At 70.3% G+C, this 26,084-nt stretch carries 23 protein-coding genes; 6 read left to right on the top strand and 17 right to left on the bottom strand.

Annotation, left to right across the window (positions count from 1 at the left end):
- Positions 1 to 43: 43 nt before the first annotated feature.
- From qcrB to ctaE, 4 genes are all read right to left on the bottom strand, one after another.
- Positions 44 to 1,681 carry a cytochrome bc1 complex cytochrome b subunit gene (qcrB, locus tag K7396_RS26460; protein ID WP_086717034.1) on the bottom strand — a complete coding sequence of 546 codons (1,638 nt, stop codon included), beginning with the start codon at positions 1,679 to 1,681 and terminating at the stop codon, positions 44 to 46.
- Positions 1,678 to 2,742 (bottom strand): cytochrome bc1 complex Rieske iron-sulfur subunit, encoded by a 1,065-nt coding sequence (qcrA, locus tag K7396_RS26455; protein ID WP_086717033.1) that lies wholly within the window; start codon positions 2,740 to 2,742, stop codon positions 1,678 to 1,680. Before qcrA ends, qcrB begins: the two co-directional genes overlap by 4 nt.
- Positions 2,739 to 3,548 (bottom strand): cytochrome bc1 complex diheme cytochrome c subunit, encoded by an 810-nt coding sequence (gene qcrC, locus K7396_RS26450; protein WP_086717032.1) that lies wholly within the window; start codon positions 3,546 to 3,548, stop codon positions 2,739 to 2,741. The genes qcrA and qcrC overlap by 4 nt, the downstream gene beginning before the upstream one ends.
- Before the next feature lie 77 nt (positions 3,549 to 3,625).
- A complete protein-coding gene (gene ctaE, locus K7396_RS26445; RefSeq protein ID WP_086717031.1) occupies positions 3,626 to 4,246 on the bottom strand; it encodes an aa3-type cytochrome oxidase subunit III in 621 nt (206 codons plus the stop codon).
- Between the two features lie 265 nt (positions 4,247 to 4,511).
- Between ctaE and K7396_RS26440 the strand changes: the two genes are divergently transcribed.
- A complete protein-coding gene (locus K7396_RS26440) occupies positions 4,512 to 4,913 on the top strand; it encodes a DNA-binding transcriptional response regulator (RefSeq protein WP_086717030.1) in 402 nt (133 codons plus the stop codon).
- A gap of 19 nt (positions 4,914 to 4,932) precedes the next feature.
- Here K7396_RS26440 and K7396_RS26435 read toward each other — a convergent pair whose 3' ends face one another.
- The 4 genes from K7396_RS26435 to ctaC form a co-directional block, all read right to left on the bottom strand.
- Positions 4,933 to 6,204: a L,D-transpeptidase gene (locus K7396_RS26435; protein ID WP_174887046.1), complete on the bottom strand. Its 1,272-nt coding sequence runs from the start codon at positions 6,202 to 6,204 to the stop codon at positions 4,933 to 4,935.
- A 134-nt stretch (positions 6,205 to 6,338) separates the two neighbouring features.
- On the bottom strand, positions 6,339 to 6,737 hold the full coding sequence (locus K7396_RS26430; RefSeq protein WP_086717028.1) for a cytochrome c oxidase subunit 4: 399 nt from the start codon (positions 6,735 to 6,737) through the stop codon (positions 6,339 to 6,341).
- On the bottom strand, positions 6,734 to 8,470 hold the full coding sequence (gene ctaD, locus K7396_RS26425; RefSeq protein ID WP_223660213.1) for an aa3-type cytochrome oxidase subunit I: 1,737 nt from the start codon (positions 8,468 to 8,470) through the stop codon (positions 6,734 to 6,736). Before ctaD ends, K7396_RS26430 begins: the two co-directional genes overlap by 4 nt.
- Positions 8,467 to 9,429 carry an aa3-type cytochrome oxidase subunit II gene (gene ctaC, locus K7396_RS26420; protein ID WP_174887025.1) on the bottom strand — a complete coding sequence of 321 codons (963 nt, stop codon included), beginning with the start codon at positions 9,427 to 9,429 and terminating at the stop codon, positions 8,467 to 8,469. Before ctaC ends, ctaD begins: the two co-directional genes overlap by 4 nt.
- A gap of 385 nt (positions 9,430 to 9,814) precedes the next feature.
- Here ctaC and K7396_RS26415 point away from each other — a divergent pair, with 385 nt between their 5' ends.
- Positions 9,815 to 11,272, top strand: a complete 1,458-nt coding sequence (locus tag K7396_RS26415) for a cysteine desulfurase/sulfurtransferase TusA family protein (RefSeq protein WP_086717025.1) — start codon at positions 9,815 to 9,817, stop codon at positions 11,270 to 11,272.
- Positions 11,273 to 11,283: 11 nt separating this feature from the next.
- On the opposite strand, the gene K7396_RS26410 is transcribed toward K7396_RS26415, so the two are convergent.
- On the bottom strand, positions 11,284 to 12,258 hold the full coding sequence (locus K7396_RS26410) for a carbohydrate kinase family protein (RefSeq protein WP_086717024.1): 975 nt from the start codon (positions 12,256 to 12,258) through the stop codon (positions 11,284 to 11,286).
- A gap of 159 nt (positions 12,259 to 12,417) precedes the next feature.
- Here K7396_RS26410 and K7396_RS26405 point away from each other — a divergent pair, with 159 nt between their 5' ends.
- Positions 12,418 to 12,645 carry a hypothetical protein gene (locus K7396_RS26405; RefSeq protein ID WP_086717023.1) on the top strand — a complete coding sequence of 76 codons (228 nt, stop codon included), beginning with the start codon at positions 12,418 to 12,420 and terminating at the stop codon, positions 12,643 to 12,645.
- 104 nt (positions 12,646 to 12,749) lie between these two features.
- Positions 12,750 to 14,276 (top strand): hypothetical protein, encoded by a 1,527-nt coding sequence (locus K7396_RS26400; RefSeq protein WP_086717022.1) that lies wholly within the window; start codon positions 12,750 to 12,752, stop codon positions 14,274 to 14,276.
- 123 nt (positions 14,277 to 14,399) lie between these two features.
- Here K7396_RS26400 and erpA read toward each other — a convergent pair whose 3' ends face one another.
- Complete coding sequence (gene erpA / locus K7396_RS26395) at positions 14,400 to 14,753, bottom strand: iron-sulfur cluster insertion protein ErpA (RefSeq protein ID WP_006606077.1); 354 nt, start codon at positions 14,751 to 14,753, stop codon at positions 14,400 to 14,402.
- 358 nt (positions 14,754 to 15,111) lie between these two features.
- Between erpA and nadA the strand changes: the two genes are divergently transcribed.
- Complete coding sequence (nadA, locus tag K7396_RS26390; RefSeq protein ID WP_086717021.1) at positions 15,112 to 16,299, top strand: quinolinate synthase NadA; 1,188 nt, start codon at positions 15,112 to 15,114, stop codon at positions 16,297 to 16,299.
- Between the two features lie 245 nt (positions 16,300 to 16,544).
- On the opposite strand, the gene K7396_RS26385 is transcribed toward nadA, so the two are convergent.
- From K7396_RS26385 to K7396_RS26355, 7 genes are all read right to left on the bottom strand, one after another.
- Positions 16,545 to 16,985, bottom strand: a complete 441-nt coding sequence (locus K7396_RS26385; RefSeq protein ID WP_086720756.1) for a hypothetical protein — start codon at positions 16,983 to 16,985, stop codon at positions 16,545 to 16,547.
- Positions 16,986 to 17,084: 99 nt separating this feature from the next.
- Positions 17,085 to 18,170: a methyltransferase domain-containing protein gene (locus tag K7396_RS26380; protein WP_086720757.1), complete on the bottom strand. Its 1,086-nt coding sequence runs from the start codon at positions 18,168 to 18,170 to the stop codon at positions 17,085 to 17,087.
- A 260-nt stretch (positions 18,171 to 18,430) separates the two neighbouring features.
- Positions 18,431 to 21,670: an efflux RND transporter permease subunit gene (locus K7396_RS26375; RefSeq protein ID WP_086720758.1), complete on the bottom strand. Its 3,240-nt coding sequence runs from the start codon at positions 21,668 to 21,670 to the stop codon at positions 18,431 to 18,433.
- Between the two features lie 151 nt (positions 21,671 to 21,821).
- Complete coding sequence (locus K7396_RS26370; RefSeq protein WP_086720759.1) at positions 21,822 to 22,508, bottom strand: response regulator; 687 nt, start codon at positions 22,506 to 22,508, stop codon at positions 21,822 to 21,824.
- A complete protein-coding gene (locus tag K7396_RS26365) occupies positions 22,505 to 23,806 on the bottom strand; it encodes a sensor histidine kinase (protein WP_086720760.1) in 1,302 nt (433 codons plus the stop codon). Before K7396_RS26365 ends, K7396_RS26370 begins: the two co-directional genes overlap by 4 nt.
- A gap of 81 nt (positions 23,807 to 23,887) precedes the next feature.
- Positions 23,888 to 24,166, bottom strand: coding sequence for a PspA-associated protein PspAA (pspAA, locus tag K7396_RS26360; protein ID WP_086720761.1), 279 nt, complete (start codon positions 24,164 to 24,166; stop codon positions 23,888 to 23,890).
- Positions 24,167 to 24,222: 56 nt separating this feature from the next.
- On the bottom strand, positions 24,223 to 25,023 hold the full coding sequence (locus tag K7396_RS26355) for a PspA/IM30 family protein (protein WP_086720762.1): 801 nt from the start codon (positions 25,021 to 25,023) through the stop codon (positions 24,223 to 24,225).
- A 315-nt stretch (positions 25,024 to 25,338) separates the two neighbouring features.
- Here K7396_RS26355 and K7396_RS26350 point away from each other — a divergent pair, with 315 nt between their 5' ends.
- Entirely contained in the window at positions 25,339 to 25,935 is a 597-nt protein-coding gene (locus tag K7396_RS26350; protein WP_086720763.1) for a DUF3043 domain-containing protein, read from the top strand.
- The last annotated feature ends 149 nt before the right edge of the window (positions 25,936 to 26,084 follow it).

The raw sequence follows: 26,084 nt of genomic DNA, 5'->3' as shown, positions 1-26,084 counted from the left end.
TGGGTGGCGTACTCCTACGGTGCGCTACGAGGCGCCGAGGTGATCAGTGGTGGCCGTGGCCGCTGGTGATCTCCTTGTACTCCTCGACCGTGGGCTTGGCGATGACGTTGTCCTCGCCGTAGTAGCTCTTGGAGAGCTTGGCGCGCAGCTTCTGCGAGCGCGACACCTTGCGTGCCACACCGTTCTCGTCGACCTCCGGGCCGAGCTCGATCGGGGCGGGCTGCTCGTGCTGGGTGAGCACGTGCAGCTGCTCCTGGTCGAGCGGCTCGTGGACCTCGATGAACTCACCGTGCGGCAGGCGCTTGATGATGCCGGACTCGCGGCCGTGCAGCACCTTGTCCTTGTCGCGCCGCTGCAGACCCAGGCAGATCCGCTTGGTGGCGATGAAGCCCAGCACCGGCCCGACGAAGAACGCGATCCGGACGAACCAGGTGATCGAGTTGATCGACAGGTGGAAGTGCGTGGCCCACAGGTCGTTGCCGCCACCGATCAGCATCACGAAGTACGCGATCAGCCAGGCGACGCCGAAGCCGGTACGGGTCGGGACGTTGCGCGGGCGGTCCAGGATGTGGTGCTCGCGCTTGTCGCCGCGGACCCAGGACTCGACGAACGGGTAGACCGCGATCGCGACCAGGACCAGCGGGAAGACCAGGATCGGGATCAGCACGCCGAAGTTGACGGTGTGGCCCCAGAAGTTCCACTCCCAGCCCGGCATGACACGCACCAGACCCTCGGCGAAGCCCATGTACCAGTCGGGCTGGGCGCCGGTGGACACCTGGTCGGGGCGGTACGGGCCGATGGCCCACACCGGGTTGATGCTGGCGATCGCGGCGATCGCGGCGATCACACCGAAGACCAGGAAGAAGAAGCCTCCGGCCTTGGCCATGTAGACCGGCAGCAGCGGCATGCCCACGACGTTGTTGTTGGTCTTGCCGGCACCCGGGAACTGGGTGTGCTTGTGGTAGAAGACCAGGATCAGGTGCGCCACCAGCAGGCCGAGCATGATGCCCGGCAGCAGCAGGACGTGCACCGTGAAGAACCGCGGGATGATGTCGTGTCCCGGGAACTCCCCGCCGAAGATGAAGAACTGCAGGTACGAGCCGACCAGCGGCATCGCCAGGATGACGCCCTCGATGAACCGCACACCGGTGCCGGAGAGCAGGTCGTCGGGGAGCGAGTAGCCGGTGAAGCCGGTGAACATGCCCAGCACGAACAGCAGGAAGCCGAACAGCCAGTTGACCTCGCGCGGCTTGCGGAAGGCGCCGGTGAAGAACACCCGCATCATGTGGACCATCATCGCGGCCAGGAAGACCAGCGCGGCCCAGTGGTGGATCTGGCGGATGAGCAGGCCGCCGCGGACGTCGAAGCTGATGTCCAGCGTCGACTCGAAGGCCTGCGTCATCCGGATCCCCTGCATGGGCACATAGGAACCGTGGTAGGTCACCTCGGCCATGCTGGGGTGGAAGAACAGCGTCAGGTAGACACCGGTCAGGATGATGATGATGAAGCTGTAGAGCGCGACCTCGCCCAGCATGAAGGACCAGTGGTCCGGGAAGATCTTGCGCATGTTGGACTTGGCGAGGCTGTAGATGCCCAGCCGGCCGTCCGCCCAGTCCGCGATCCGCTCGCCCCGCGGCGCCGGGCCACGGCGTGTGGTGGTCGCGGTTGTCTCGTTACTCATCCGCGCTCCCAGAAGCTCGGGCCGACGGGCTCCCCGAAGCCGCTCGCGGCCTCCAGGAAGCCGTCCTTCTCCGTGATGTGCAGCTGCGGCAGGGCGTGTCCGGCAGGACCGAAGATCACCCGACCGCCGTCAGAGAGGTCGAACGTCGACTGGTGGCAGGGGCAGAGCACGTGGTGGGTCTGCTGCTCGTACAGGCTGATCGGGCAACCCACGTGGGTGCAGATCTTCGAGTACGCCACGATGCCCTCGTGCGACCAGGAGAGTTCGTGCTTGTCCTTGATGTCCTGCGGCTGGATCCGCACGAGCATCAGGGCGTCCTTGGCGATCTTCTCCGCGAACTCCTCGTCGTCCTCCTCCAGGCCCTCGGGCTTGGCGAACGTCAGGGAGCCGACCGCGATGTCCTCGGGACGCAGCGGGAGGTTGGTGGACTGGTTGACGAGCCGGACGCCCTTCTTCCAGTTCGTGGTGCGCAGCTTGGTCCCGGGCAGCGGGCCGAGGTCGCGCAGCAGCACGACGCCGGAGAGCGGCACCAGGGCCAGCGCGCCGAACATCGTGTTGCGGATCAGCTTGCGGCGGCCGACCTGCGACTCCTTGGCGCCCGCCGCGAAGTCCGCCATGACCTTGGCCTTGACCTCGGGGGCGGCCTCGATCGGGTGGCGCTCGTCGGCGACCTCCTCGTCCGACATCAGCGTGCGGGCCCAGTGGACCGCGCCGGCGCCGATGCAGAAGAGCGCCGCGCCGAGGGTCAGACCGAGCGCGAAGTTCAGCGCGCTGATGTGACCGATCGGCCAGATGTAGACGATCTTGTCGATCGGGATCGCCACGTACGAGGCGATGAAGGCGACCGTGGCCACCATCGACACGACGAAGAGCATCGCCACGGTGCGCTCGGAGTGCCGGGCGGCCCGCTCGTCGATGTCCTGGGCGCGGTGCTCGTGGGGCGGCAGGCCCGGGTCGGCGAACGGGTTCTCCGCCGTCGCCACCGCACCTTCGTGCGCCGTCTCCCGCTCAGTGGGAAGGGTTTCTTCTGGCACGTCTTCGTGTCGTCCAGTCTCGCTCATGACTTCTTGGCCTTCGTAGTCCGGGCTGCGACCCAGATGGCGACCACGATCAGCGCGCCCAGGCCGAAGATGTAGCCGAAGAGACCCTCGCTGACCGGGCCCAGACCGCCGAGGTCGAGGCCTCCGGGGCTCTCGGATTCATCGCCGTTGACGGCGCCGAGGTACGCGATGATGTCCTTCTTGTTCTCCTTCGACAGCGAGCCGTCGCCGAAGGAGGGCATGTTCTGCGGGCCGGTCTCCATGGCCTCGTAGATGTGCTTGGGGTCCACACCCTCGAGCGTCGGTGCGAACTTGCCGTTGGTCAGGGCGCCGCCCTTACCGGTGAAGTTGTGGCACTGCGCGCAGTTGGTGCGGAACAGCTCGCCGCCCTTGCCGATGTCGGCACCGTCGGAGCTGTACTGCTCCTTGGCCGGGACGCTCGGGCCGGGGCCCAGCGACGCGACGTAGGCCGCGAGCTGGTCGATCTGGGCGTTGGTGTAGATGTTCTTCTTCCGCGGCACCTGGGCGCCGGGCTGCTGGGCCGGCATACGGCCGGTGCCCACCTGGAAGTCCACGGCTGCGGCGCCCACGCCGACCAGGCTCGGGCCGTCGGAGGTGCCCTGACCGCCGGTGCCGTGGCAGCTGGCGCAGCCCACGGCGAAGAGCTTCTTGCCCTCCTTGACGGCAAGAGACTGGGCGGTGTCATCGGCCTGAGCCTTGTCCGCCGGCGCGAACGCGGCGTACAGCCCCCCAGTGACCGCCAGCGCGAAGAGTAGGACGACGAGCGCCGCCAGCGGATGGCGCCGTCGTGCGGAGAGCTTTTTCACGGATTACCCCGGTGTCAGGATCTTCTGCGTCGATGCTTTGGCTATGTCTGTCTGATATGCGGTACCGGTCGAACCGGTTACCGGATCAGGTAGATCGTGGCGAAGAGGCCGATCCAGACGACATCGACGAAGTGCCAGTAGTAGGACACGACGATGGCCGCGGTGGCCTGCGTGTGGGTGAACCTCTTGGCCGCGTACGTCCTGCCCAGGACCAGCAGGAAGGCGATCAGGCCGCCCGTCACGTGCAGTCCGTGGAAGCCGGTGGTCAGGTAGAACACCGAGCCGTACGGGCCGGACGAGAGCGACAGGCCCTCGTGCTTGACCAGCTCCGTGTACTCGAAGACCTGACCGCCGATGAAGATCGCACCCATGATGAAGGTGACCACGAACCAGGCCCGGAGCTTCTTGACGTCGCCGCGCTCGGCGGCGAACACGCCGAGCTGGCAGGTCAGGGAGCTGAGCACCAGGATCGTGGTGTTGGTCGCGGAGAACGGAAGATTCAGCGCACTGGCGGATTCCTTCCAATACTCGGATCCGGTCACCGAACGAAGGGTGAAGTACATCGCGAAGAGGGCCGCGAAGAACATCAGCTCGGAACTCAGCCAGATGATGGTTCCGACGCTGGTGAGGTTCGGCCGATTGACCGACGGGTGCGCGTGCCCGGTTTCTACTGTCGTTGCTGTCGCCACGACCGACATTATGTCGGTCGCTTATCCCGCCCTCACTCCGGGGGGTGCCGTTCGGTGTGTCAAGGACGTATGCCCTGCTCGTACGGCCCAATTTCGGCAGTCGCCCGAAGGGGGGAAGCGCCGGGCGCCCCCGGTGTCCGCCGGCCCCGCCGGAGCCCCTTCTGACGGCCCGTCGGGACGATCCCGGATCCGCTCAACCCCTCCTGTGGGCCCCCGTCGCGGGAGTAGCATCCGCCTCACCCGATGCTGTGCCGCTACGAAGCGTGGAGGAACGATGCAGGCGACTGCCACGGTGCTGGTCTACAGCGACAACGCCCACACCCGCGAGCAGGTCCGGCTGGCGGCCGGACGGCGCCCCGCCGCCGATGCCCCGCAGATCGAGATCCTGGAGTGCGCCACCGCGCCCGCCGTCCTCACGGCCCTGGAGCAGGGCGGCATCGACGTCTGCGTGCTGGACGGCGAGACCGCGCCCGCGGGCGGCATGGGCGTCTGCCGGCAGATCAAGGACGAGATCTTCCAGTGCCCGCCGGTGCTGCTGCTGATCGGCCGCCCCCAGGACGCCTGGCTGGCGACCTGGAGCCGTGCGGACGCCGCGGTGACGCATCCGCTGGACCCGGTCGCCTTCGCCGACGCCCTGGCCGGCCTGCTGCGCCGCAGGAACCTCGTACAGGCCTGAGGGGCCCCGCCCGCGGCGCTCAGAACTTCGGGCGCAGCCGGGCGTCGGCGGCGGGGTCCTGGGAGCGGTCGGCGGCTCCCGTGGTGGCGGACTTGTCCTTCAGGGCGCTGCCGTCGCGCCACTGGGCCCAGGACAGGTTCCAGTCGCCGAAGCCGTTGTCGAAGGGCGTCATGGTCTCGCCGCCGCTGTTGACGACCCTGACGATGTCGCCGACCCGCACGGTGTTGAAGAACCACTGGGCGTTGCTCATGGACATGCCCGTGCAGCCGTGGCTGACGTTCGCCGCGCCCTGGGACCCGACGGACCAGGGGGCGGCGTGCACGTACTCGCCGCTCCAGGTCACCCGGGTGGCCCAGTGGACCGGCAGGTCGTAGGAGTCCGAGCTCCCGGCGGCGATGCCGACGGTGGAGCTGCGCATCCGCACGAAGCTCTCCTTGCCGAGGACGACCTTGATGCCGTTGCGGGTGGAGAAACCGGGCTTGCCGGTGGTCACGGGGATGGTGTTGATCGACTCGCCGTTGCGCAGCACCGTCATGTGGTGCGCCGCCGCGTCGGTGATGGCCTCCACCCGGTCGCCGGTGGTGAGCTTCACGGGCTTGGACGCGCCTCCGTAGAGCCCCTTGGCGACCTTCAGTCCGGCCAGGTTGCTGTGCACCGAGACGGTGGCGTGCGCGGGCCAGTACTCCTTGGGGCGGAAGTGCAGCTTCTTGTCGTCCACCCAGTGCCAGGAGCCCTGGACCCGGGGCATGGAGTCCACCTTCAGGGCGCTCTCGACGACGGCCCTGGCCTTCGGGTCCTTGATCGGCTGGCTCAGCTCGGCGGTGACCGGCTGGCCGACGCCGTACTCGCCCTCCTTCGGGCCGAAGGTGGCGGTCAACTGGCCGTCGACGCCGCGGGTGTTGACCGAGAGGGTCTTGCGGCCCGGTGAGCCGTCCCCCTCCTCGGTGCTCACCCGCACCGTGTAGCGGCTGCCGGCGGCCAGGGGCACCGTGGTGCGCCAGTGCCTGCCGTCGGCGCTCAGCTCGCCGCGTACGAAGCGGCCGGTGCCGTCGGTGGCGGTCACGTCGGTGATCCGCGCGTCGTCGCCCTTGACGGAGACTTCCAGCGGCTTGTCGGGATCCGCCTGCTTGCCGCCTTGGGGCATGTTGGCCGAGATCTGGTCGGCCGCGTCGTAGGGATTGGCGGAGAGCGCATCCGAATCCGAGCCCCCGCACGCGGTGGCGCTCACCGCAAGGGGCACGAGCAGGAGGCCGCAGCTCAGCACCGTCCGGGTTCGAGGTCTGTGACTCATGCCCCAAAAATATGAAGAATCACCTGTCCCAGCGCGCTGGAGGAGTGCAAACGGGTCTGCCTCCGGCGGCCAAACGAGGCGGGCCCGGACACCTGTTGAGGTGTCCGGGCCCGCTCCACGGCCGTGCGCCGTGGTTACTGCGTGCGGTTCTCGCCGCGGTAGTACTCGAAGACCCAGCCGAACAGGCCGACGAGGATCACCGGTGCCGAGAAGTACATCAGCCACCAGCCGAAGACCACGCCCAGGAAGGCGAGCGCGCCACCGACGGCCAGGGACAGCGGCTGCCAGCTGTGCGGGCTGAAGAAGCCCAGCTCACCGGCGTCGTCCGAGACCTCGGCGTTCTCGTTGTCCTGTGCGCCCGCGTCGACCCGCCGGGCCGTGAAGGCCAGGTAGTAGCCGACCATGATGCACAGGCCGAAGGCGAGGAAGAGCGCGGTGGTACCCGCGGGCTCCTTCGACCAGACGCCATAGACGATCGCCATGGCGAGGACGAAGACGGAGAGCCAGATGAACATCTTGCCCTGGATCTTCACTTGCCCGCCTCCTTGCCGCCGGCGAGGGCCTTGTCGTCCTCGGAGGCGCGGCCGTTGTGCAGCGCGTCGAGGGCTGCGATCTCCGGGTGGTGCAGGTCGAACGCCGGGGATTCGGAGCGAATGCGCGGCAGGGTGAGGAAGTTGTGCCGCGGCGGCGGGCAGGACGTCGCCCACTCCAGCGAGCGGCCGTAACCCCACGGGTCGTCGACCTCGACCTTCTCGCCGTACTTCGCCGTCTTCCAGACGTTGTAGAGGAACGGCAGGATCGACAGGCCCAGCAGGAACGAGCTGATCGTCGAGATGGTGTTCAGCGTCGTGTAGCCGTCGGCCGCGAGGTAGTCCGCGTAACGCCGCGGCATGCCCTCGGCGCCGAGCCAGTGCTGGACGAGGAAGGTGCCGTGGAAGCCCACGAACAGCGTCCAGAACGTGATCTTGCCGAGCCGCTCGTCCAGCATCTTGCCGGTGAACTTCGGCCACCAGAAGTGGAAGCCCGCGAACATCGCGAACACGACCGTACCGAACACCACGTAGTGGAAGTGCGCCACCACGAAGTACGAGTCCGACACGTGGAAGTCCATCGGCGGCGACGCCAGGATCACACCGGTCAGACCACCGAACGTGAAGGTGATCAGGAACCCGATCGTCCACAGCATCGGCGTCTCGAAGGACAGCGAGCCCTTCCACATCGTGCCGATCCAGTTGAAGAACTTCACACCGGTCGGCACCGCGATCAGGAACGTCATGAACGAGAAGAACGGCAACAGCACACCGCCCGTCACATACATGTGGTGCGCCCACACCGTGACCGACAGACCCGCGATCGAAATCGTCGCCGCGATCAGACCGATGTAACCGAACATCGGCTTCCGCGAGAACACCGGAATGACCTCGGAAATGATCCCGAAGAACGGCAACGCGATGATGTACACCTCGGGATGCCCGAAGAACCAGAACAGGTGCTGCCACAGCAACGCCCCGCCATTGGCCGCGTCGAAGACATGCGCCCCGAACTTACGGTCCGCCTCCAGCGCGAACAGCGCCGCCGCCAGCACCGGGAACGCCAGCAGCACCAGCACACCGGTCAGCAGCACGTTCCACGTGAAAATCGGCATCCGGAACATCGTCATGCCGGGCGCCCGCATGCAGATGATCGTCGTGATGAAGTTGACCGAACCCAGGATCGTACCGAAACCGGAGAAGGCCAGACCCATGATCCACATGTCCGCGCCGACGCCCGGCGAACGCACCGCGTCCGAGAGCGGCGAGTACGCGAACCAGCCGAAGTCCGCCGCACCCTGCGGGGTGAGGAAGCCGGCCACCGCGATCAGCGAGCCGAAGAGGTACAGCCAGTAGGCGAACATGTTCAGCCGCGGGAACGCCACGTCGGGCGCGCCGATCTGCAGCGGCATGATCCAGTTCGCGAAACCGGCGAACAGCGGCGTCGCGAACATCAGCAGCATGATCGTGCCGTGCATCGTGAACGCCTGGTTGAACTGCTCGTTCGACATGATCTGCGTGCCGGGACGGGCGAGCTCGGCGCGCATCAGCAGCGCCATCAGTCCGCCGACGCAGAAGAACGCGAACGACGTGACCAGGTACATCGTGCCGATGGTCTTGTGGTCAGTGGTGGTGAGCCACTTCACGGCGGCGATGCCGGGTTGCTTCTTGCGTACAGGCGGTGCTGCCGGAGCCGATTCGGCGGCGGCACCCTGAGGTTCGTTGAGGATGCTCACTGGTTCTTGGTCTCCGCATTCCTGGCGTGATCCGTCTGCTTGATGCCCGACGGCAGGTATCCGGTCTGGCCCTTCTTCGCCAGGTCCTTCAGGTGCTCCCGGTACCGCTCGGGGGAGACGACCTTGACGTTGAAGAGCATCCGGGAGTGGTCGACGCCGCAGAGCTCGGCGCACTTGCCCATGAAGGTGCCCTCCTTGTTGGGGGTCACCTCGAAGACGTTGGTGTGGCCCGGGATGACGTCCTGCTTCATCAGGAACGGCACCACCCAGAAGGAGTGGATGACGTCACGAGAGGTCAGCACGAACTGAACCGTCTCGCCCTTCGGCAGCCACAGGGTCGGACCGGGGTTACCGGTCTGCGGGTTGCGCTCGCCCGGGGTGCCCGTGTCGTAGACACCGTCGGCACCGGCCGGCGCGGTCTTCTTCCACTTGTCCGGGATCCCGGAGAGCGCGCTGGAGTTGATGGCCGAGGTCGACTTGTCGCCGTCCACGTTCTCCAGGTAGTTGAACGCCCAGCTCCACTGGAAGCCGACCACGTTCACGACGTGGTCCGGCTTCTTGGAGGTCTTGAGGAGCGCGCTCTCATCGCGCGCGGTGAAGTAGAACAGCACCGCGATGATGATGAAGGGGACGATCGTGTACAACGCCTCGATCGGCATGTTGTACCGCGTCTGTGCGGGGACCTCCACCTTGGTCCTGGTGCGGCGGTGGAAGATCACGCTCCAGATGATCAGGCCCCAGACCAGCACGCCCGTTGCGAGGGCGGCGGCCCAGGAGCCCTGCCAAAGAGAGAGGATCCGCGGCGCCTCGTCGGTGACGGGCGTCGGCATGCCGAGGCGGGGGAAGTCCTTATATGTGCAACCAGTAGCGGTCGCCAGGACCAGGCCCGCAGCAAGCACCTGCGGCAGCTTCCGCCGCATCGGGCGCCGCGACGAGCGGTCGGAGCCGTTGGGACTCACGTAGCGCCTTCCCGAGAGTCTCGCCCGCGCGGTCGGCTGCGGCCTTACTCGCTGGTCGGTCGCCGCCCTGCGTCGGGCAGGGGTTTGGATGTTTATGCGGACCAAACCCTACTGGACGCTATTTGGGGTCGCGCGGGGAGGGTGCCCAACGCGCCGCGACGCACCCCTAAGGGGTGGCCACGGCCCCCGGGAGACCCCCGCCGAACCCCCGGATAACCCCCGAATACCCGCTTCCACCAGGCATCTGACGCCGCGCCCGGGACCGCTCCCGCGCCGCCCCCGGCGGGCGCCCGCCGGCCGGCCCGGCGCGGGGAGCCCTCCGCCCCGCGCGGGGCGGGACCTGGGGACCCCCCGCGGCGCGGGCCGGGGTACTACCGTCTCGTACGTGGCCTATTTCGACACGGCGTCCGCCGCCCCCCTGCACCCCGTCGCCCGCGAGGCCCTGCTCGCCGCCCTCGACGAGGGGTGGGCCGACCCGGCCCGCCTCTACCGGGAGGGACGGCGCGCCCGGATGCTGCTGGACGCCGCGCGGGAGACCGCGGCCGAGGCCGTGGGCTGCCGCCCGGACGAAGTGGTTTTCACCCCTTCGGGGACGCAGGCGGTGCACGCGGGAGTCTCCGGCGCGCTGGCGGGCCGCCGGCGGGCCGGCCGGCGGCTGCTGCACTCCGCCGTGGAGCACTCCTCCGTCCTGCATGCCGCCGAGGCCCACGAGGCGGCCGGCGGCAGCCGCGTGGAGCTGGCCGTGGACCGTACGGGCCGGGTGGCGGCCGGTGACGTCGCCGCGGCGCTCACCCCGGACACCGCGCTGGCCTGCCTCCAGTCCGCCAATCACGAGGTGGGAACCGAACAACCGGTCGAGGAGGTGGCCGCGCTCTGCCGGGAGGCCGGGGTCCCCCTCCTGGTGGACGCCGCGCAGTCGCTGCCGTGGGGCCCGGTGCCCGGCGCCTGGTCGCTGGTGACCGCGAGCGCCCACAAGTGGGGCGGCCCGCCCGGCGTGGGCCTGCTCGCCGTGCGCAAGGGCACCCGGTTCGCGCCCCAGGGGCCGCGGGACGAGCGGGAGTCGGGCCGCAGCGCGGGCTTCGAGAACATCCCGGCCGTCGTGGCCGCCGCGGCGGCGCTGCGCGCGCTGCGGGCGGACCCGGGGACCGGGGCGGAGGCGGAGCGGCTGCGGGGGCTGGTCGACCGGATCCGGGCACGGGTGCCCCGGCTGGTGGCGGACGTCGAGGTCGTCGGCGATCCGGTGCGCCGCCTGCCCCATCTCGTCACCTTCTCCTGTCTCTATGTCGACGGGGAGGCGCTGCTGCACGAGCTGGACCGGGCGGGCTTCTCGGTGTCGTCCGGGTCGTCGTGCACGTCCGGCACCCTGACGCCGAGCCATGTGCTGCGCGCGATGGGCGTGCTGTCCGAGGGGAACGTGCGGGTCTCGCTGCCGTACGGCACGGCGGAGGCGGAGGTGGACCGCTTCCTGGAGGTGCTGCCGCGGGTGGTGCACGCGGTACGGGCGCGGCTGGGCGTTCCTGTGGCGGGGGCCGGGGCCGCCAGGTCCCCCGAGGCCGGGTCCGGGTCCGGGTCCGGGTCCGCCGAAGCCTCCGGGGCCGCCTCCGAGAATGCCGAGGCCCCCGGTCTGGTCGTCGACTCGCTGGGCAAGCGCTGCCCGATCCCGGTCATCGAGCTGGCGAAGGCGATCGGCGAGGTGCCGGTCGGCGGGACGGTGACGGTGCTCTCCGACGACGAGGCCGCCCGGCAGGACATCCCCGCCTGGTGCGCCATGCGCGACCAGGAGTACGCGGGCGAGCGGGCGGCCGAGCGCGGCGCCGCGTACGTCGTGCGGCGCCGCGCCTGAGACCGGGCCGGTCAGGCCAGGTGCTGCTGGACCTCGGCCGCGGCCTCGTGGCCGTACGCCTTGGTGAAGCGGTCCATGAAGTGGCTGCGCTGCAGCTCGTACTCCTGGGTGCCGACGGTCTCGATGACCAGCGTCGCCAGCATGCAGCCGATCTGCGCGGCGCGCTCCAGGCCGACGCCCCAGGCCAGGCCGGACAGGAAGCCGGCGCGGAAGGCGTCGCCGACGCCGGTCGGGTCGGCCTTGGCGTTCTCCTCCGGGACACCGACCTCGATGGCCGGCTCGCCGACCCGCTCGATGCGGACGCCGTTGGCCCCGAGGGTGGTGACGCGGGTGCCGACCTTGGCGAGGATCTCCGCGTCGGTCCAGCCGGTCTTGGACTCGATCAGGCCCTTCTCGTACTCGTTGGAGAAGAGGTAGGCGGCGCCCTCCAGGAGGGTGCGGATGGCGTCGCCGTCCATCCGGGCGATCTGCTGGGAGAAGTCGGCGCCGAAGGGGATGCCGCGGGTCCGGCACTCCTCGGTGTGCCGGATCATCGCCTCGGGGTCGTCCGCGCCGATCACGACGAGGTCCAGGCCGCCGACCCGCTCGGCCACGTGCTGCAGCTCGATCAGCCGGGCCTCGCTCATCGCGCCGGTGTAGAAGGAGCCGATCTGGTTGTGGTCGGCGTCGGTGGTGCACACGAAGCGCGCGGTGTGCAGCACCTCGGAGATGCGGACGGAGCGGGTGTCGACGCCGTGGCGGTCGAGCCAGGCGCGGTACTCCTCGAAGTCGTTGCCGGCGGCACCGACCAGGATCGGCGAGGTGCCGAGCTGGCCCATGCCGAAGCAGATGTTGGCGGCGACACCGCCGCGCCGGACGTCGAGCTGGTCGACCAGGAAGGAAAGGGAGACCGTATGCAGCTGGTCGGCGACCAGCTGATCGGCGAAGCGGCCGGGGAAGGTCATCAGGTGGTCGGTGGCGATGGAGCCGGTGACTGCGATACGCACGACGGGTCTGCTCCTGCGGAAGGCGTAGGGGCGGGCGGACGTGTAGCAACGCTACCCGTCGGGGTCGCGCGCCACCCGGTCATCCCGGACACTTGGATAGGCTGAAACTACCCAATAGTAGGTCTTTCTCGTCACTATCTGGCTGCGTACGGTGCCCCTATGACCAAGCCTGTGAAAGCCGTCACATCACGCAAGAGCCCCTCACCCACCGCGCAGGACCCCGAATCGCTCGACGAGCTGCGCGGCGACTGCGCGCGGATGGCCGGCCGCTTCCGGGCCGGGCGGCGCCCGGCACCCCCGGCGGGGCGCGCCGCCGATCTGCACGGCATCGAGGTCCCCTCCCGCTCGGCCGCGCTCGTGGACGGAATGTCCGAGTACGGCGACTGACCGGCCGCCCGGCCGGAACCGTATGCACCCCCGGTCCGTCTCATCGGCGTCACCTCACGGAGGATGGCACGTCAGATGTTCAGCGGAGCCGAAGGAGCGATGCGGTGAACACCGAGGACACGACCGACACCCCGAACCCCAAGGAGCGCGGGCGGCGCACCCCTGTGGTGGTCGCCTCGATGGCCGCGGCGGTGCTTCTCGCCGGGGGCGGCGCCTACTGGGTCTCTTCCGCGTCCGGCGACGGCGGCTCCCCCGCCAAGGGCGATCCGCCGCCGCTGGCGCTCGACGGCTACACCGGCGGCGGGTCGATCGCGGCCGGTGAGCCCAATCCGCAGGGTGCGAAGTACCGCGCGGTGAAGAAGCTGCCCGGCGGCCCGGCGTCCGCGCCGGTGTACCGCCCCAAGGGGCAGATCGGCCAGGAGACCGTGGAGCGGCTGGCGAAGGCGCTGGACGTGTCCGGGAAGGTGCGCTCGGAGGGCACCTCCTGGAAGGTCGGCGGCCAGACGCGGGACGCCCGCGGCCCCGTCCTGGAGGTCAAGAAGTCCGGCTCGGGCGCCTGGACGTACTCGCAGTACGGCACCCCGGGCGGCACGAACTGCGCGCTGCCCGCCTCACCCAAGGGCGGCAAGGGCCAGGACCACGCCGACGGCGCGGCGCCGTCGGGCCGGCCCGGCTGTCCGTCGTACCGCGGCGGCGGGGACGTCACGACCGAGGACGACAGCAAGGGCGCGGTGTCACCGGCGAAGGCCGAGCGGGCGGTGCGGCCGGTGCTGAAGGCGCTCGGCCAGGAGAACGCCCGGCTGGACGCGGGCGGGCTGTCCGGCGCGGTGCGGATCGTCAGCGCGAATCCGGTGCTCGGCGGGCTGCCGACGTACGGCTGGCAGAGCGATCTGCAGGTCGGCTCGGACGGCCAGGTGGTCGGCGGCAGCGGCCAGTTGGCGAACCCGGTCAAGGGCGCGGACTATCCGGTGCTGGGTGCCGACGGGACGCTGGACCGGCTGAACTCGGTCGGCGACCACAAGCCGGCCGACTGCCCCTCGCTGCCCGGCGCCAAGGACGGCAAGGACGGCAAGGGCAAGGGCGGCGGGATAGCCCCGTGCGAGCCGGCGCCGACGAAGGCGCAGCCGCCGAGCGAGGTGACCGGCGCGGTCTTCGGGCTCTCGGTGCAGTACGTGGACGGCGGGCAGGCGCTGGTGCCGTCGTGGCTGTACAGGGTGCGCGAGCCGGGCGCCGGCAGCGGCCCGGACGGCACCTCGACGGTCGCGCACCCCGCGGTGAACCCGAAGTACCTGGCCCACCGGGACGGCGACGGCGCGTCGCAGAGCCCGCAGAAGCCGTCCGGGAAGCCCTCGGGGAAGCCCGGGGCGATGGCCCTGGAGTCGTACGACGTGGGCGACGGCGGCAAGAAGCTGACGGTGCACTTCTGGGGCGGCGTGTGCAGTGTCTACTCGGTGAGCGCCGAGGAGTCCGGCAGCACCGTGAAGACCAAGGTCACCGGCAAGGACAAGAAGCCGGGCCAGGTCTGCGTGAAGATCGCCAAGGAGTTCACCAAGACCGTCACGCTGGAGAAGCCGCTGGACGGCCGGAAGGTGGTCGACGTGTCGACCGGTGACGCCGTGCCGAAGCGGTGAGCGGACGCCGCGGGGCCTCCCGCGGCGCCGGCCCGCCGAGGCGGCCGGCCGGAAGACGGGAACACGGAAGGCGGCGCTCCCCCACTCGGGGGGCGCCGCCTTCGTGCGTGCTGCCCGTGTCCCTCAGCTGAAGGAGTCGCCGCAGGCGCAGGAGCCGGTGGCGTTCGGGTTGTCGATCGTGAAGCCCTGCTTCTCGATGGTGTCGACGAAGTCGATGGAGGCACCGCCCAGGTAGGGGGCGCTCATCCGGTCGGTGACGACCTTGACACCGTCGAAGTCCTTGACGACATCGCCGTCGAGCGAACGCTCGTCGAAGAAGAGCTGGTAGCGCAGTCCGGAGCAGCCGCCGGGCTGAACGGCCACCCGCAGCGCGAGGTCGTCCCGGCCTTCCTGCTCCAGCAGGCTCTTGACCTTCGACGCGGCCGCGTCGGACAGGATGATGCCGTCGCTGACGGTGGTCTCGTCCTGAACGCTCATCTACATCTCTCCCGGGTTGTACGGACCGCTTGTCATCGGATGCAACCAGCTGCAACCGGCGACGTCCCGGATTAATTCCGGCTGGGCGCGAATTGCCGAGAAGCCGGTTTCCGGACACCGTCCGGGCGGGCCTCTCGCCTTGTTCTCTCCTCATGCTCGCACATCGGGCGCCGAGAACACGTGGCCGACCGCACACGGCCGGGACCACGGGTGCTGATGCGTCACATCGACACAATGGCCATCGTCAAAGTGACGTGAAGCAGCTATGATAGATAGCGTCATATAGACGAAAAGGTTCCCGGTGCGTGCACCGGCTCCCCTGATGCGGCTGCGCCGCGCTCATCGAAGAAAAGAGAGGGTGCGTGTTGTGACCACCGCCCAGCCCCTGGACGTCCAGCCGACCCCGCTGGCGCTGCTCCTCCTCGGCCGCGAGGCCGACCCGAAGAGCGAGCGCGGTGTGGAGTGCCCCGGCGACCTGCCGGCACCGTCGGACCCCGACCTCGTCGAGCGGGCCCGCGCGGCCAAGGCGGCGCTCGGGGACAAGGTCTTCGTCCTGGGGCACCACTACCAGCGCGACGAGGTCATCGAGTTCGCCGACGTGACCGGCGACTCCTTCAAGCTCGCGCGGGACGCCGCCGCCCGGCCGGACGCCGAGTACATCGTCTTCTGCGGTGTGCACTTCATGGCGGAGTCCGCCGACATCCTCACCGGCGACGACCAGCAGGTCATCCTCCCCGACCTGGCCGCCGGCTGCTCGATGGCCGACATGGCCACCGCCGAGCAGGTCGCCGAATGCTGGGACGTGCTCACCGAGGCCGGCGTCGCCGAGCAGGTCGTCCCCGTCTCGTACATGAACTCCTCGGCCGACATCAAGGCCTTCACCGGCAAGCACGGCGGCACGATCTGCACCTCCTCCAACGCCAAGCGGGCGCTGGACTGGGCCTTCGAGCAGGGCGAGAAGGTGCTCTTCCTGCCCGACCAGCACCTCGGCCGCAACACCGCCGTCCGCGACATGGGCCTGTCCCTGGACGACTGCGTGGTCTACAACCCGCACAAGCCCAACGGCGGCCTGACCGCCGAACAGCTGCGGGCCGCCAAGATGATCCTGTGGCGCGGCCACTGCTCGGTGCACGGCCGCTTCTCGCTGGAGTCGGTGAACGACGTGCGCGCCCGCATCCCCGGCGTCAACGTCCTGGTCCACCCCGAGTGCAAGCACGAGGTCGTGGCCGCGGCGGACTACGTCGGCTCGACGGAGTACATCATCAAGGCGCTGGAAGCCGCCCCGCGCGGCTCGAAGTGGGCCATCGGCACCGAACTCAACCTGGTCCGCCGGCTGGCCAACCGCTTCGCCGCGGAGGACAAGGAGATCGTCTTCCTCGACAAGACGGTCTGCTTCTGCTCGACGATGAACCGCATCGACCTCCCGCACCTGGTGTGGGCCCTGGAGTCGCTGGCCGCGGGGAAGGTCGTCAACCGGATCCAGGTCGACGACGAGACCGAGAGCTTCGCGAAGATGGCTCTTGAGCGGATGTTGGCGTTGCCGTAGCCCACGTTTTTGGCTTTCCCGCCGTGGGTTCTTCTCGCCGTGTTTCGCCCGCTGGCGCGGTGCGCTCGCCGGGGCGCCTGCGGCGGGCGGGGTCCGCTGCGCGGGGCTGTGGGTGCGGTGACGGGCCTGCGGGGCCTGGTGTGTGGACTGCTTCGCTTTACGTCCCCACACCAGGCCCCTCCGGCCCGTCCCCTCCCGTGGGTGGGTGAGGATCAGGTGGGTGGGGGCGGGCCATCGCTTTTGGGTTACTCCAGGGTCCAGCGGATTTTGTCGCCGCCCTTGATGGGGGTGTGGCAGGGGCCCTTTTTGATTTTTTCCTCGTTGATGTAGGCGTTCCACTTTTTCTTGCCGTCGGCGGCGTCGCCGTGGATACGGGTGACGACGAAGTCCTGGGTGGACGCGTCCCAGCGGGCCTGTACGCCGCCCAGTCCGTACTGCTCGTCGGCGTCGACCAGGGCGGTGAGGGGGGTGGGGGCGAGGCCGTCGGCGGCGCAGTAGTAGCCGCCGAGGAGTGTGCGGGGGCCGGTGATGACGAGTCCCACGCTGGCGGTGTAGGGGCCGCCGGTGACGGCGACGCGGACGCGGACGTCGCTCGATGCGGCGGGCGGGGCGGCCGCGCAGGTCAGTGCGCAGGCGAGTGCGGCGGCGGCCACGGGGGCGGCCTTGCGGCGTGGGACGGACGGCACGCTCGCTCACCTTTCGTCGGTCGGACGGCACAGGTCACGTAACCACCGTCCGCGGAGATCGGCGAGAGATGTGCCGCCGAACGCGTACCGCGCGGGCCGTCACAGGGACACGTGCTGGCCGTCGGGGGTGACCGTGATGCGGTAGCGGTCGCGGGTGGGGCTGCCCTCGGCGGTCCAGGCGCGGTAGGCGGATTCCACCTCGTGCCACAGGCGGCGCGGGCCGTGCTGTTCGGTCTCGTAGGTGCCGTGGCCGGGGACGTATTCGACGGTGGCCCAGGAGGTGCGGGCGTCGTCGAAGAGCCAGTAGGTGGCCTCGTCGCTGCCGTCGTCGGCGGGGCACAGCAGGGGCCAGGCGTCGCGTACCCGCAGGCCGACGGCGAAGCGGGCGTCCGGGTTCTGCTCCAGTACGCGGGGGTCGAGGCTGGTTGTGCCGCGGTCGCCCTGCTCACCGTGGTACCAGTCGCGGATGCGGCCGTAGGAGCGGCGCTGCTGGCGGGCCCACATGAAGGCGGGGCGGCCGGAGAAGCGGCCGGTTGCCTGTCCGTCCTGGACGGTCAGGGTCGCGAACGAGTAGGAGTGGAACGAGGAGCCCCATGGGGTGAGGATCGTGCCGCCCGGTGCGGTCTGTTCCACCCAGGCGTAGGGGATGTCGCGGACCGTGCAGGTCGCGATGATCCGGTCGAAGGGGGCCCGCGCGGGGACGCCCGCCAGGCCGTCGCCGCACTCCGTGTGGGGGTGCAGGCCCGCCCGGGCGAGGTTGTCCCGGGCGATGTCGTGCAGGGCCTTGTCGGTCTCGATCGTGGTCGTACGGTCCCCGCCGAGGCGGTGGGCGAGCCAGGCGGCGTGGTAGCCGGTGCCGGTGCCGACCTCCAGGACCGCGTCGCCGTCCCGGACGACCGCGGCCATCGCCAGCATGAGGGAGGGCATGGAGGTCGAGCAGGTGGGGAAGGCCACCTCGTCCGCCGCGCGCCGGCCGTCGTTGTGCTGGGTGATCAGGGGCAGGTCGGCGTAGACCATCCGGCGCCACTCGGGCTCGTCCGCGGAGCGGGAGACCGTGCGGTCGGCCACCTCGAAGGTGTCCGGGACGAAGTGCGCGCGGTCGACGGCGGCGACCGTCGGGGCCCATTCCGGGGGCAACTCACCCTTGTTGTGCAGGATTTCCACCAGCCGGCCCGGCGAGGACATGGCGCCGCCCCTACTTCTTCTTCGGCGGGTCGGTCACCGGCTTGGTCCACCGGCCGTCGGATTCCTTCGGGCTCTGCTGCCGGTCGCCGTCCGCGCCGCCCTTGCCGTCACCGTGCTTTCCCATCGCGGCCCCCCTTTTTCCGGTGTGGTCGGTCGTGGGGCGGTCCGGCCGCCCCAGGGTCCGATGCCCGGCACGATGCCCCCGCAAGCGGGTGCTTGCGGGGGCATCGTTTCTGCTCCGGGATCTCTCCGGGTCGGTGTCAGACGCCGGCCGGCTCCGGGGCGCGGTCGTTCTCCTCGGTCTGCGGGCCGTTCTTGCCGGAGCGCTTCGCCGCCTTCTTCTCGGCCCGGCGCTCCTTGCGGAGCTCGATCATCGCGTAGAGCGTCGGGACGAGGAGGAGGGTGAGCAGGGTGGAGGTGATCAGACCGCCGATCACGACCACGGCGAGCGGCTGGGAGATGAAGCCGCCGTCGCCGGTGATGGACAGGGCCATCGGGAGCAGCGCCATGATGGTGGCCAGTGCCGTCATCAGGATGGGGCGGAGGCGGTGGCGGCCGCCCTCGACGACCGCCTCGACGACGCCGTAACCCTGCGAGCGGTACTGGTTGATGAGGTCGATCAGCACGATGGCGTTGGTGACCACGATGCCGATCAGCATCAGCATGCCGATCATCGCCGGGACGCCCAGCGGGGTACCGGTGGCGACCAGCAGGCCGATCGCGCCGGTCGCCGCGAACGGGATCGAGACGAGGAGGATCATCGGCTGGATCAGGGAGCGGAAGGTGGCCACCAGGAGCATGAAGACGATGGCGATGGCCGCCAGCATCGCCAGGCCGAGCGAGGAGAACGCGTCGGACTGGTCCTGGGAGACGCCGCCGATCGTGGCGGTGGCGCCGTCCGGCAGCTTCAGCGCGTCGATCTTCTGCTGCAGCTGGGTGCTGACCGCGCCGGTGTTGTCGCCGGTCGGCTTGGCGGTGATGGTCGCCGAGCGGGCGCCGTCGATCCGGGTCATCTGGACCGGGCCGGGGACGGTCCGCACGGTGGCCAGGCTGCTGAGCTTCGCCGGGCCGGACGGGGTCGGGACGGTCAGGTTCTTCAGCTCGTCCTCGGTGGTGGCCGGGTGGGCCGACTTGACGACGATGTCCCGCTCGGTGTCGCCCAGGACGGCCTTGCCGCTGGTGGTGCCGCGGACCGCCTGGGTCACCGCCGCGCCGAGCGAAGCCTGGTCGTAACCGGCCGCGGCCGCCTTGGCGTTGGGCTTCACGGAGATCCGGGGGACGCTCTGGGAGAGGTCGCTCTGGACGTCGGTGACGTCGTCGAGGCCGGCGACGGTCTTGCGGACCTGCTCACTGGCCGTCTTCAGGACACCGGCGTCACCGGCCTTGACGACCACGCTCAGGTCCTGGCTGCCGAAGCCGCCGCCGGTGGCGAAGCTGGTGTCGCCGATGGACTTGCCGAGCTTGTCGAGGTCGGCGCGCAGCGCGTCGGTGACCTTGTCGGAGTCCGCGGAGTCCTTCAGCTTGAGCTGGTAGGAGGCCTGGTTGGCGCCGGTGCCGCCGCCGAAGGCCGCCATGAAGCCGGAGGAGCCGACGGTGACCTGGTAGTCGGCGATGTCGTCGTTGGCCGCGAGCACCTTCTCGACCCGCTCGGCCTGCTTGTCGGCCGCGCCCAGGCTGGTGCCGGGCTTGAGCTCCTGCTTGAGGGTGAGGGTGTCCTGGGCGCCCTGGTCGAGGAAGTTGGTCTTGAGCAGGGGGCCCATGGCGAAGGTGCCGAGGAGGATCACCACGGCGATGCCCAGGCTGGTGAGCCGGCGGCGGGTGGCGAACCGCAGGACCGGGACGTAGAAGCGCTGGAGGGGGCTCTTGGCCTCCTTCTCCTCGGCCGCCCGGCGCAGGTCGTCCGCGGTGGTGCCCTCGGGGATCCGCGGGGCCCGCAGGAACCAGTAGGACAGCACCGGGACGACGGTCAGGGAGACGATCAGGGAGGAGAGCAGGGCGACGGTCACCGTCACCGAGAAGGAGCCGAACAGGGCGCCGACCATGCCGCCGACCACCCCGATCGGGAGGAAGACCGCGACCGTGGTGAGGGTGGAGGAGGTGACCGCTCCGGAGACCTCCTTGACCGCGTTGAGGATGGCCTCGCGGCGCTCCTCGCCGTAGCCCAGGTGCCGCTTGATGTTCTCCAGGACGACGATGGAGTCGTCGACGACGCGGCCGATCGCGATGGTCAGCGCGCCGAGGGTGAGCATGTTGAGGGAGAGGTCGCCGGTCCACAGCACGATCAGGGTGATGACGACCGAGAGCGGGATGGAGACCGCGGTCACCAGCGTGGAGCGCAGGCTGAGCAGGAAGACCAGGATGACGATGACCGCCATGGCGAGGCCGAGCAGGCCCTCGGTGGTCAGCGAGTCGATCGACTTGGAGACCTGCGGGCCCTGGTCGGAGGCGACCGTGACGTGGGTGCCCTTGCCCAGGTCCTGACGGATCGTGGAGAGCTTGTCCTTGACGGCGTCGGAGATGGCGACCGCGCTGCCGTCCTTGTCCATCGTCACGTTCACGGCGAGGCTGGGCTTGCCGTTGGTGCGGGTCAGGGAGGTCGGGGTGGCCTGCTCCTCCTTGACGGTGGCGACATCGCCGAGGCGGACCGCGCCGCCCGGACGCCCGCCCGCAGACGGACCGCCGCCGGCGGAGGGGGCACCGCCGGCGGACGCGCCGCCGCCCGCGGAGGCGTCACCGCCCGCGGAGGCGCCGCCCGCCGACGGGGCGAGCCGCAGGTCCTTGATCTGCGCGACGGAGGTGAAACCGGCGCCGACCTGGACGGTCTTGCTCCGGCCGTCCTCGGAGAACGATCCCGCGGGCACCGACGTCCCGCCGTTCTGCAGCGCCTGGCCCAGCGACTGGGCGTTCAGCCCGGCGGCGGCGAGCTTCTTGTCGTCGGGGGTGACCGCCACGATCCGGTCCTGGACGCCGTCCACGGTGACCTGGCTGACGCCGTCGATGTTCTTCAGGTCCGGCACGACGCCGCGGTTGAGCTGGTCGGCCAGCGTCTGCTGGTCCTTGGAGTCGGAGGAGACGGCGAGGACCACGGTGGGGATGTCGTCGGTCGAGCCGGACACCACCTGCGGGTCGACGTCCTTGGGCAGCTTGGCGCGGGCGCGGTTCACCGCCTGCTGGACGTCGGCGACCAGGCGCTTGGAGTCGTTGCCGTAGTCGAACTGCGCCATGATGACGCCCGAGCCCTCGCTCGACGTCGAGGTGACGGACTTGATGCCGTCGACGCCCTGGACGCCGTCCTCCAGGGGCTCGATGACCTGCTTCTCGACGACGTCCGGGGAGGCGCCCTGGTAGGGGGCCAGCACGGACACCATCGGGAGTTCGATGGACGGCAGGAGCTGCTGCTTGAGCTGCGGGATCGCGATGGCGCCGAAGGCGATCGCCACGATCGACATCAGCGCTATCAGGCCCCGTTGTACGAGGCTGAGTCGGGACAGCCAGGACATGGGTGGGGTCTCTCTTCTGTTCTGAAACGGTCGGCGGGGCCTTTCCCGGGCCCACCTACACCTTCCGCCATGTCCTGGCCGGATTTCCTCGCTCGCAGGTCGGTTTCCGGCCGCCGCCCGTACCGCGTTGGGAGTACGGGGCGCTCCACCTTCACTGCACCCGTGGGCGTACGAGTCCCGATTCGTAGGCGATGACCACCAGCTGGGCGCGGTCGCGGGCGCCCAGCTTGGCCATGGCCCGGTTGACATGCGTCTTGACGGTGAGCGGGCTGACCGCGAGCTGTTCGGCGATCTCGTCGTTGGACAGGCCGCCCGCCACCAGGGTCAGCACCTCGCGCTCGCGGCCGGTCAGCGTCGCCAGCCGCTCGGTTCCCGCGCCGCCGGGCCCGCCCTCCGCCGTGCTGCCGCCCTGCGCGAGGAACTTGGCGATCAGGCCCTTGGTCGCGACGGGCGACAGCAGCGCCTCGCCGGCCGCCGCGATCCGGATCGCGCCCAGCATCTCGTCCGGCTCGGCGCCCTTGCCGAGGAAGCCGCTGGCACCGGCCCGCAGCGACTGCACGACATAGTCGTCGACCTCGAAGGTCGTCAGGATGACCACCCGGACGTCGGTGAGCTCCGGGTCCTCGCTGATCATGCGGGTGGCCGCCAGGCCGTCCACCCCGGGCATCCGGATGTCCATCAGGACGACGTCGGGACGCTGCGCGCGGGTCAGCTCGTACGCCCGGGCACCGTCGGACGCCTCCCCCACCACCCGCATGTCGGGTTCGGAGTCGACCAGCACCCGGAACGCGCTGCGCAGCAGCGCCTGGTCGTCGGCGAGCAGCACCTTGATCGTCATGTCGTCTCCCCCGTACGGGCGGTCTGCAGCGGAAGGGTGACCCGCACCTGGAAGCCGCCGGCCGCGCGCGGGCCGGTCACGACCGTGCCGCGCAGGGCGAAGACCCGCTCGCGCATCCCGATCAGGCCGTGGCCGCCGCCGCTGTCCTCCGGCTCGCCGGGCCCGCCCGGCTCCACGGGCGGCCGGTCGCCGCCCTTCTGCCGCGGGATGCCGGCCCGGCCCGCGCCGTCGTCCAGGACGGTGACGGTCAGCGCGGTGTCGGAGTGCAGGATCCGCACCGTGGCGCGGGCCCCCTCACCGGCGTGCTTGTGGACGTTGGTCAGGGCTTCCTGGACCACGCGGTAGGCGGTGAGGTCGACGGAGGCGGGCAGCTGCCGGGGCGGGTGCGGGATCTCCAGGTCGACGGGGAGGCCGGCGCGGACGAACCCGTCGACGAGCTGGTCGAGGACGCCGAGGCCCGGCGCGGGCTCGGTCGGCGCCTTGGGGTCGTCGGACTGCCGCAACAGGCCGACGGTGGTGCGGAGTTCCTCCAGCGCCGAACGGGACGCCTCCCGGACGTGCGCCAGCGCCTGCTTGGCCTGGTCGGGCCGGCTGTCCATGACGTGCGAGGCCACCCCGGCCTGGACGTTGACCAGGGCGATGTGGTGGGCGACGACGTCGTGCAGCTCACGGGCGATCCGCAGGCGCTCCTCGGCGACCCGGCGCCGGGCCTCCTCCTCGCGGGTGCGCTCGGCGCGCTCGGCGCGCTCGCGGATGGCGTCGACGACGGCCCGGCGGCTGCGGACCGCGTCGCCGGCGGCCGCCGCCATGCCCGTCCAGGCGAAGAGGGCGATGTTCTCCTGCGCGTACCAGGGCCGGGGGCCGTAGAGCATCGCGGCGGCCGTCAGCAGGGCGATGGTCAGCGCGCCGACCCGCCAGGTGGTGGGCCGGTCGGTGCGCGAGGCCAGGGTGTAGAGGGCGATCACCGCGGAGGCGGCCACGGGGGCGCCGGGGTCGCCGGAGCGGGCGAGCAGCTCGACGAGGGTGCAGCCGCCGGTGACGGCCAGGACGGTGCGGGGCAGCCGGCGGCGCAGGACCAGGGCGGCGCAGGCCAGCGCGGCCGGCACCGCGGTCGCGGCGGACAGGTGGCCGGTGCCGAGCCGGGGGGCGTGCGGGCCGTGCGGACCGGCCACCGGGCCGCACAGGATACACACGAGGACGGCCACCGCCAGGACGGCGTCGAAGGCGAGCGGATGCGTCCGGTGCCACTGGAAGCGGCCGGCGCGGGGCGCGTCCGGGCGGGGATCGAGGAGGCTCACAAGAGCAAACGGTAGCGCCCCGGTCCGCCGAGGGGCCGGGGCGCTGTGCGCTGGAGTGGAGTGACCTGAGCGGACCGGCGCTCAGCCCGGGATGAGGCCGTCGTCGCTGAGCATCTCCCGGACCTCTTCGAGGGAGGCGTCCGGGGACGGCAGGATGAGTTCGGACGGTGCGAGGGCGTCGTCGGGGAGCGGCGAGCCGAGCCGGCGCACCGCGTCCAGGAGGGCGCCGAGGGTGCGCTGGAAACCTGCTTCGTCGCCGCTCTCCATCTCGGCGAGCAGCTCATCGTCCAGCTTGTTGAGCTCGGCGAAGTGGGCATCGTCCAGCTTCACCTGGCCCTCCCCCATGATCCGTACGATCACGACGGTCTCCCTTGGTCCGGTCCGACGATCCCTGCGAGGCTATCCGCCGCCCGTCGTCACTGCTTGTCGAAACGCGGCCGGTCCTGCTGCGGGGCGGACTGCCCCTCGCCGTTCTGGCCGCTCTCGATGGCCTGCTGTCCGGCCGAGGAACCGCCCGCGAGCTCGGCCTTCATCCGCTGCAGCTCCAGTTCGACGTCGCTGCCGCCGGAGAGCCGGTCCAGCTCGGCGGTGATGTCGTCCTTGGCCATGCCGGACGGGTCGTCCAGCGCGCCGGAGGCCATCAGCTCGTCGAGGGCACCGGCCCTGGCCTGCAGCTGTGCGGTCTTGTCCTCCGCACGCTGGATGGCCATGCCGACGTCGCCCATCTCCTCGGAGATGCCGGAGAAGGCCTCGCCAATCCGGGTCTGCGCCTGGGCGGCCGTGTAGGTGGCCTTGATCGTCTCCTTCTTCGTACGGAAGGCGTCGACCTTGGCCTGCAGCCGCTGCGCGGCGAGCGTGAGCTTCTCCTCCTCGCCCTGCAGCGTCTGGTGCTGCGTCTCCAGGTCGGTGACCTGCTGCTGCAGCGCGCTGCGCCGGCTCAGCGCCTCGCGGGCCAGGTCCTCGCGGCCGAGCGCCAGCGCCTTGCGGCCCTGGTCCTCCAGCTTGGCGGACTGGCCCTGGAGCTGGTTGAGCTGCAGCTCCAGGCGCTTGCGGGAGGTCGCCACGTCGGCGACGCCGCGGCGTACCTTCTGCAGCAGCTCCAGCTGCTTCTGGTACGAGTAGTCGAGGGTCTCGCGCGGGTCTTCGGCCCGGTCCAGGGCCTTGTTGGCCTTCGCGCGGAAGATCATCCCCATCCGCTTCATGACACCATCGCTCATGGGCCTCGCGCGCCCCCTTCTGACCGAGTCACCTCGGGCTTAGGCTCCAGCACATCTACAGACCCCACAGTACGGGCCCTGGTTCCATTACCGCACTGTTCGCGCCCGGATGCGCTCCTCCTCCAGGACGATCGGCGGCCCGTCCTCTCCCGCGCAAGGAGTAGGGAGAGTCCGGACAAGGGGTACACCGCCCGCTGTGTCCTGGTAGGGCGGGGATGTGGGCGCGGCCGGGCGCCGGGTGCCCGGGGCTCCGTTGCCGGATCGTGCCCCGTCGGACCGTGGCCCACCCGCGCCGAGCACGTACCCTTGGGTGTTGTGTTCCGAAGCCGTTCGAAGGATGAGCAGGCCGCGACCGCCAAGGTGACCGCGGACCAGCCCCAGCAGCCCCGCGATCCGCAGGCCCCCAAGGGCCGCCCGACGCCCAAACGCAGCGACGCGCAGTCGCAGCGCCGCTCCCGCGCGCATACGCCGGCCAACCGCAAGGACGCGGCGAAGGCCCAGCGCGAGGCCCGCCGCGCCGACATGGCCCGCCAGCGCGAGGCGATGGCCAGCGGCGACGAGCGGTATCTGCCGGTGCGCGACAAGGGACCCGTGCGCCGGTTCGCGCGGGACTTCGTCGACTCCCGCTGGTGCGTCGCCGAGTTCTTCCTGCCGATGGCCGTGGTGATCCTGGTGCTCACCATGATCCGGGTGCCGTCCATCCAGAGCATCGCGCTGCTGCTGTGGCTCGTGATCATCGTGCTGATCGTGCTCGACTCGGTGCTGATCTGGTTCCGGCTCGGCAAGCGGCTGCAGGAGCGCTTCCCGAACGAGAACCTCAAGGGCGTGAAGGCGTACGCGGTGATGCGCACGCTGCAGATGCGGCGGCTGAGGCTGCCCAAGCCGCAGGTGAAGCGGGGGCAGCGGCCGTAGCCGTGTCGTACGCGGGGGTTGCGGCGGCCGGTCGTTCCTCCCCCGGCCAACGCTGGGAGGTGCCCCCAGCCCCTCGCCGTCGTGGTGACGCGCCGGCGCGGCGGGATGCTTTGTGACGTGTGGCCGGGCCCGAACGGGCCCGGCCACAC

The sequence above is a fragment of the Streptomyces angustmyceticus genome, assembly GCF_019933235.1.
Classification (GTDB): Bacteria; Actinomycetota; Actinomycetes; order Streptomycetales; family Streptomycetaceae; genus Streptomyces; species Streptomyces angustmyceticus.
This window is presented reverse-complemented; position numbering and strand designations above follow the sequence as displayed.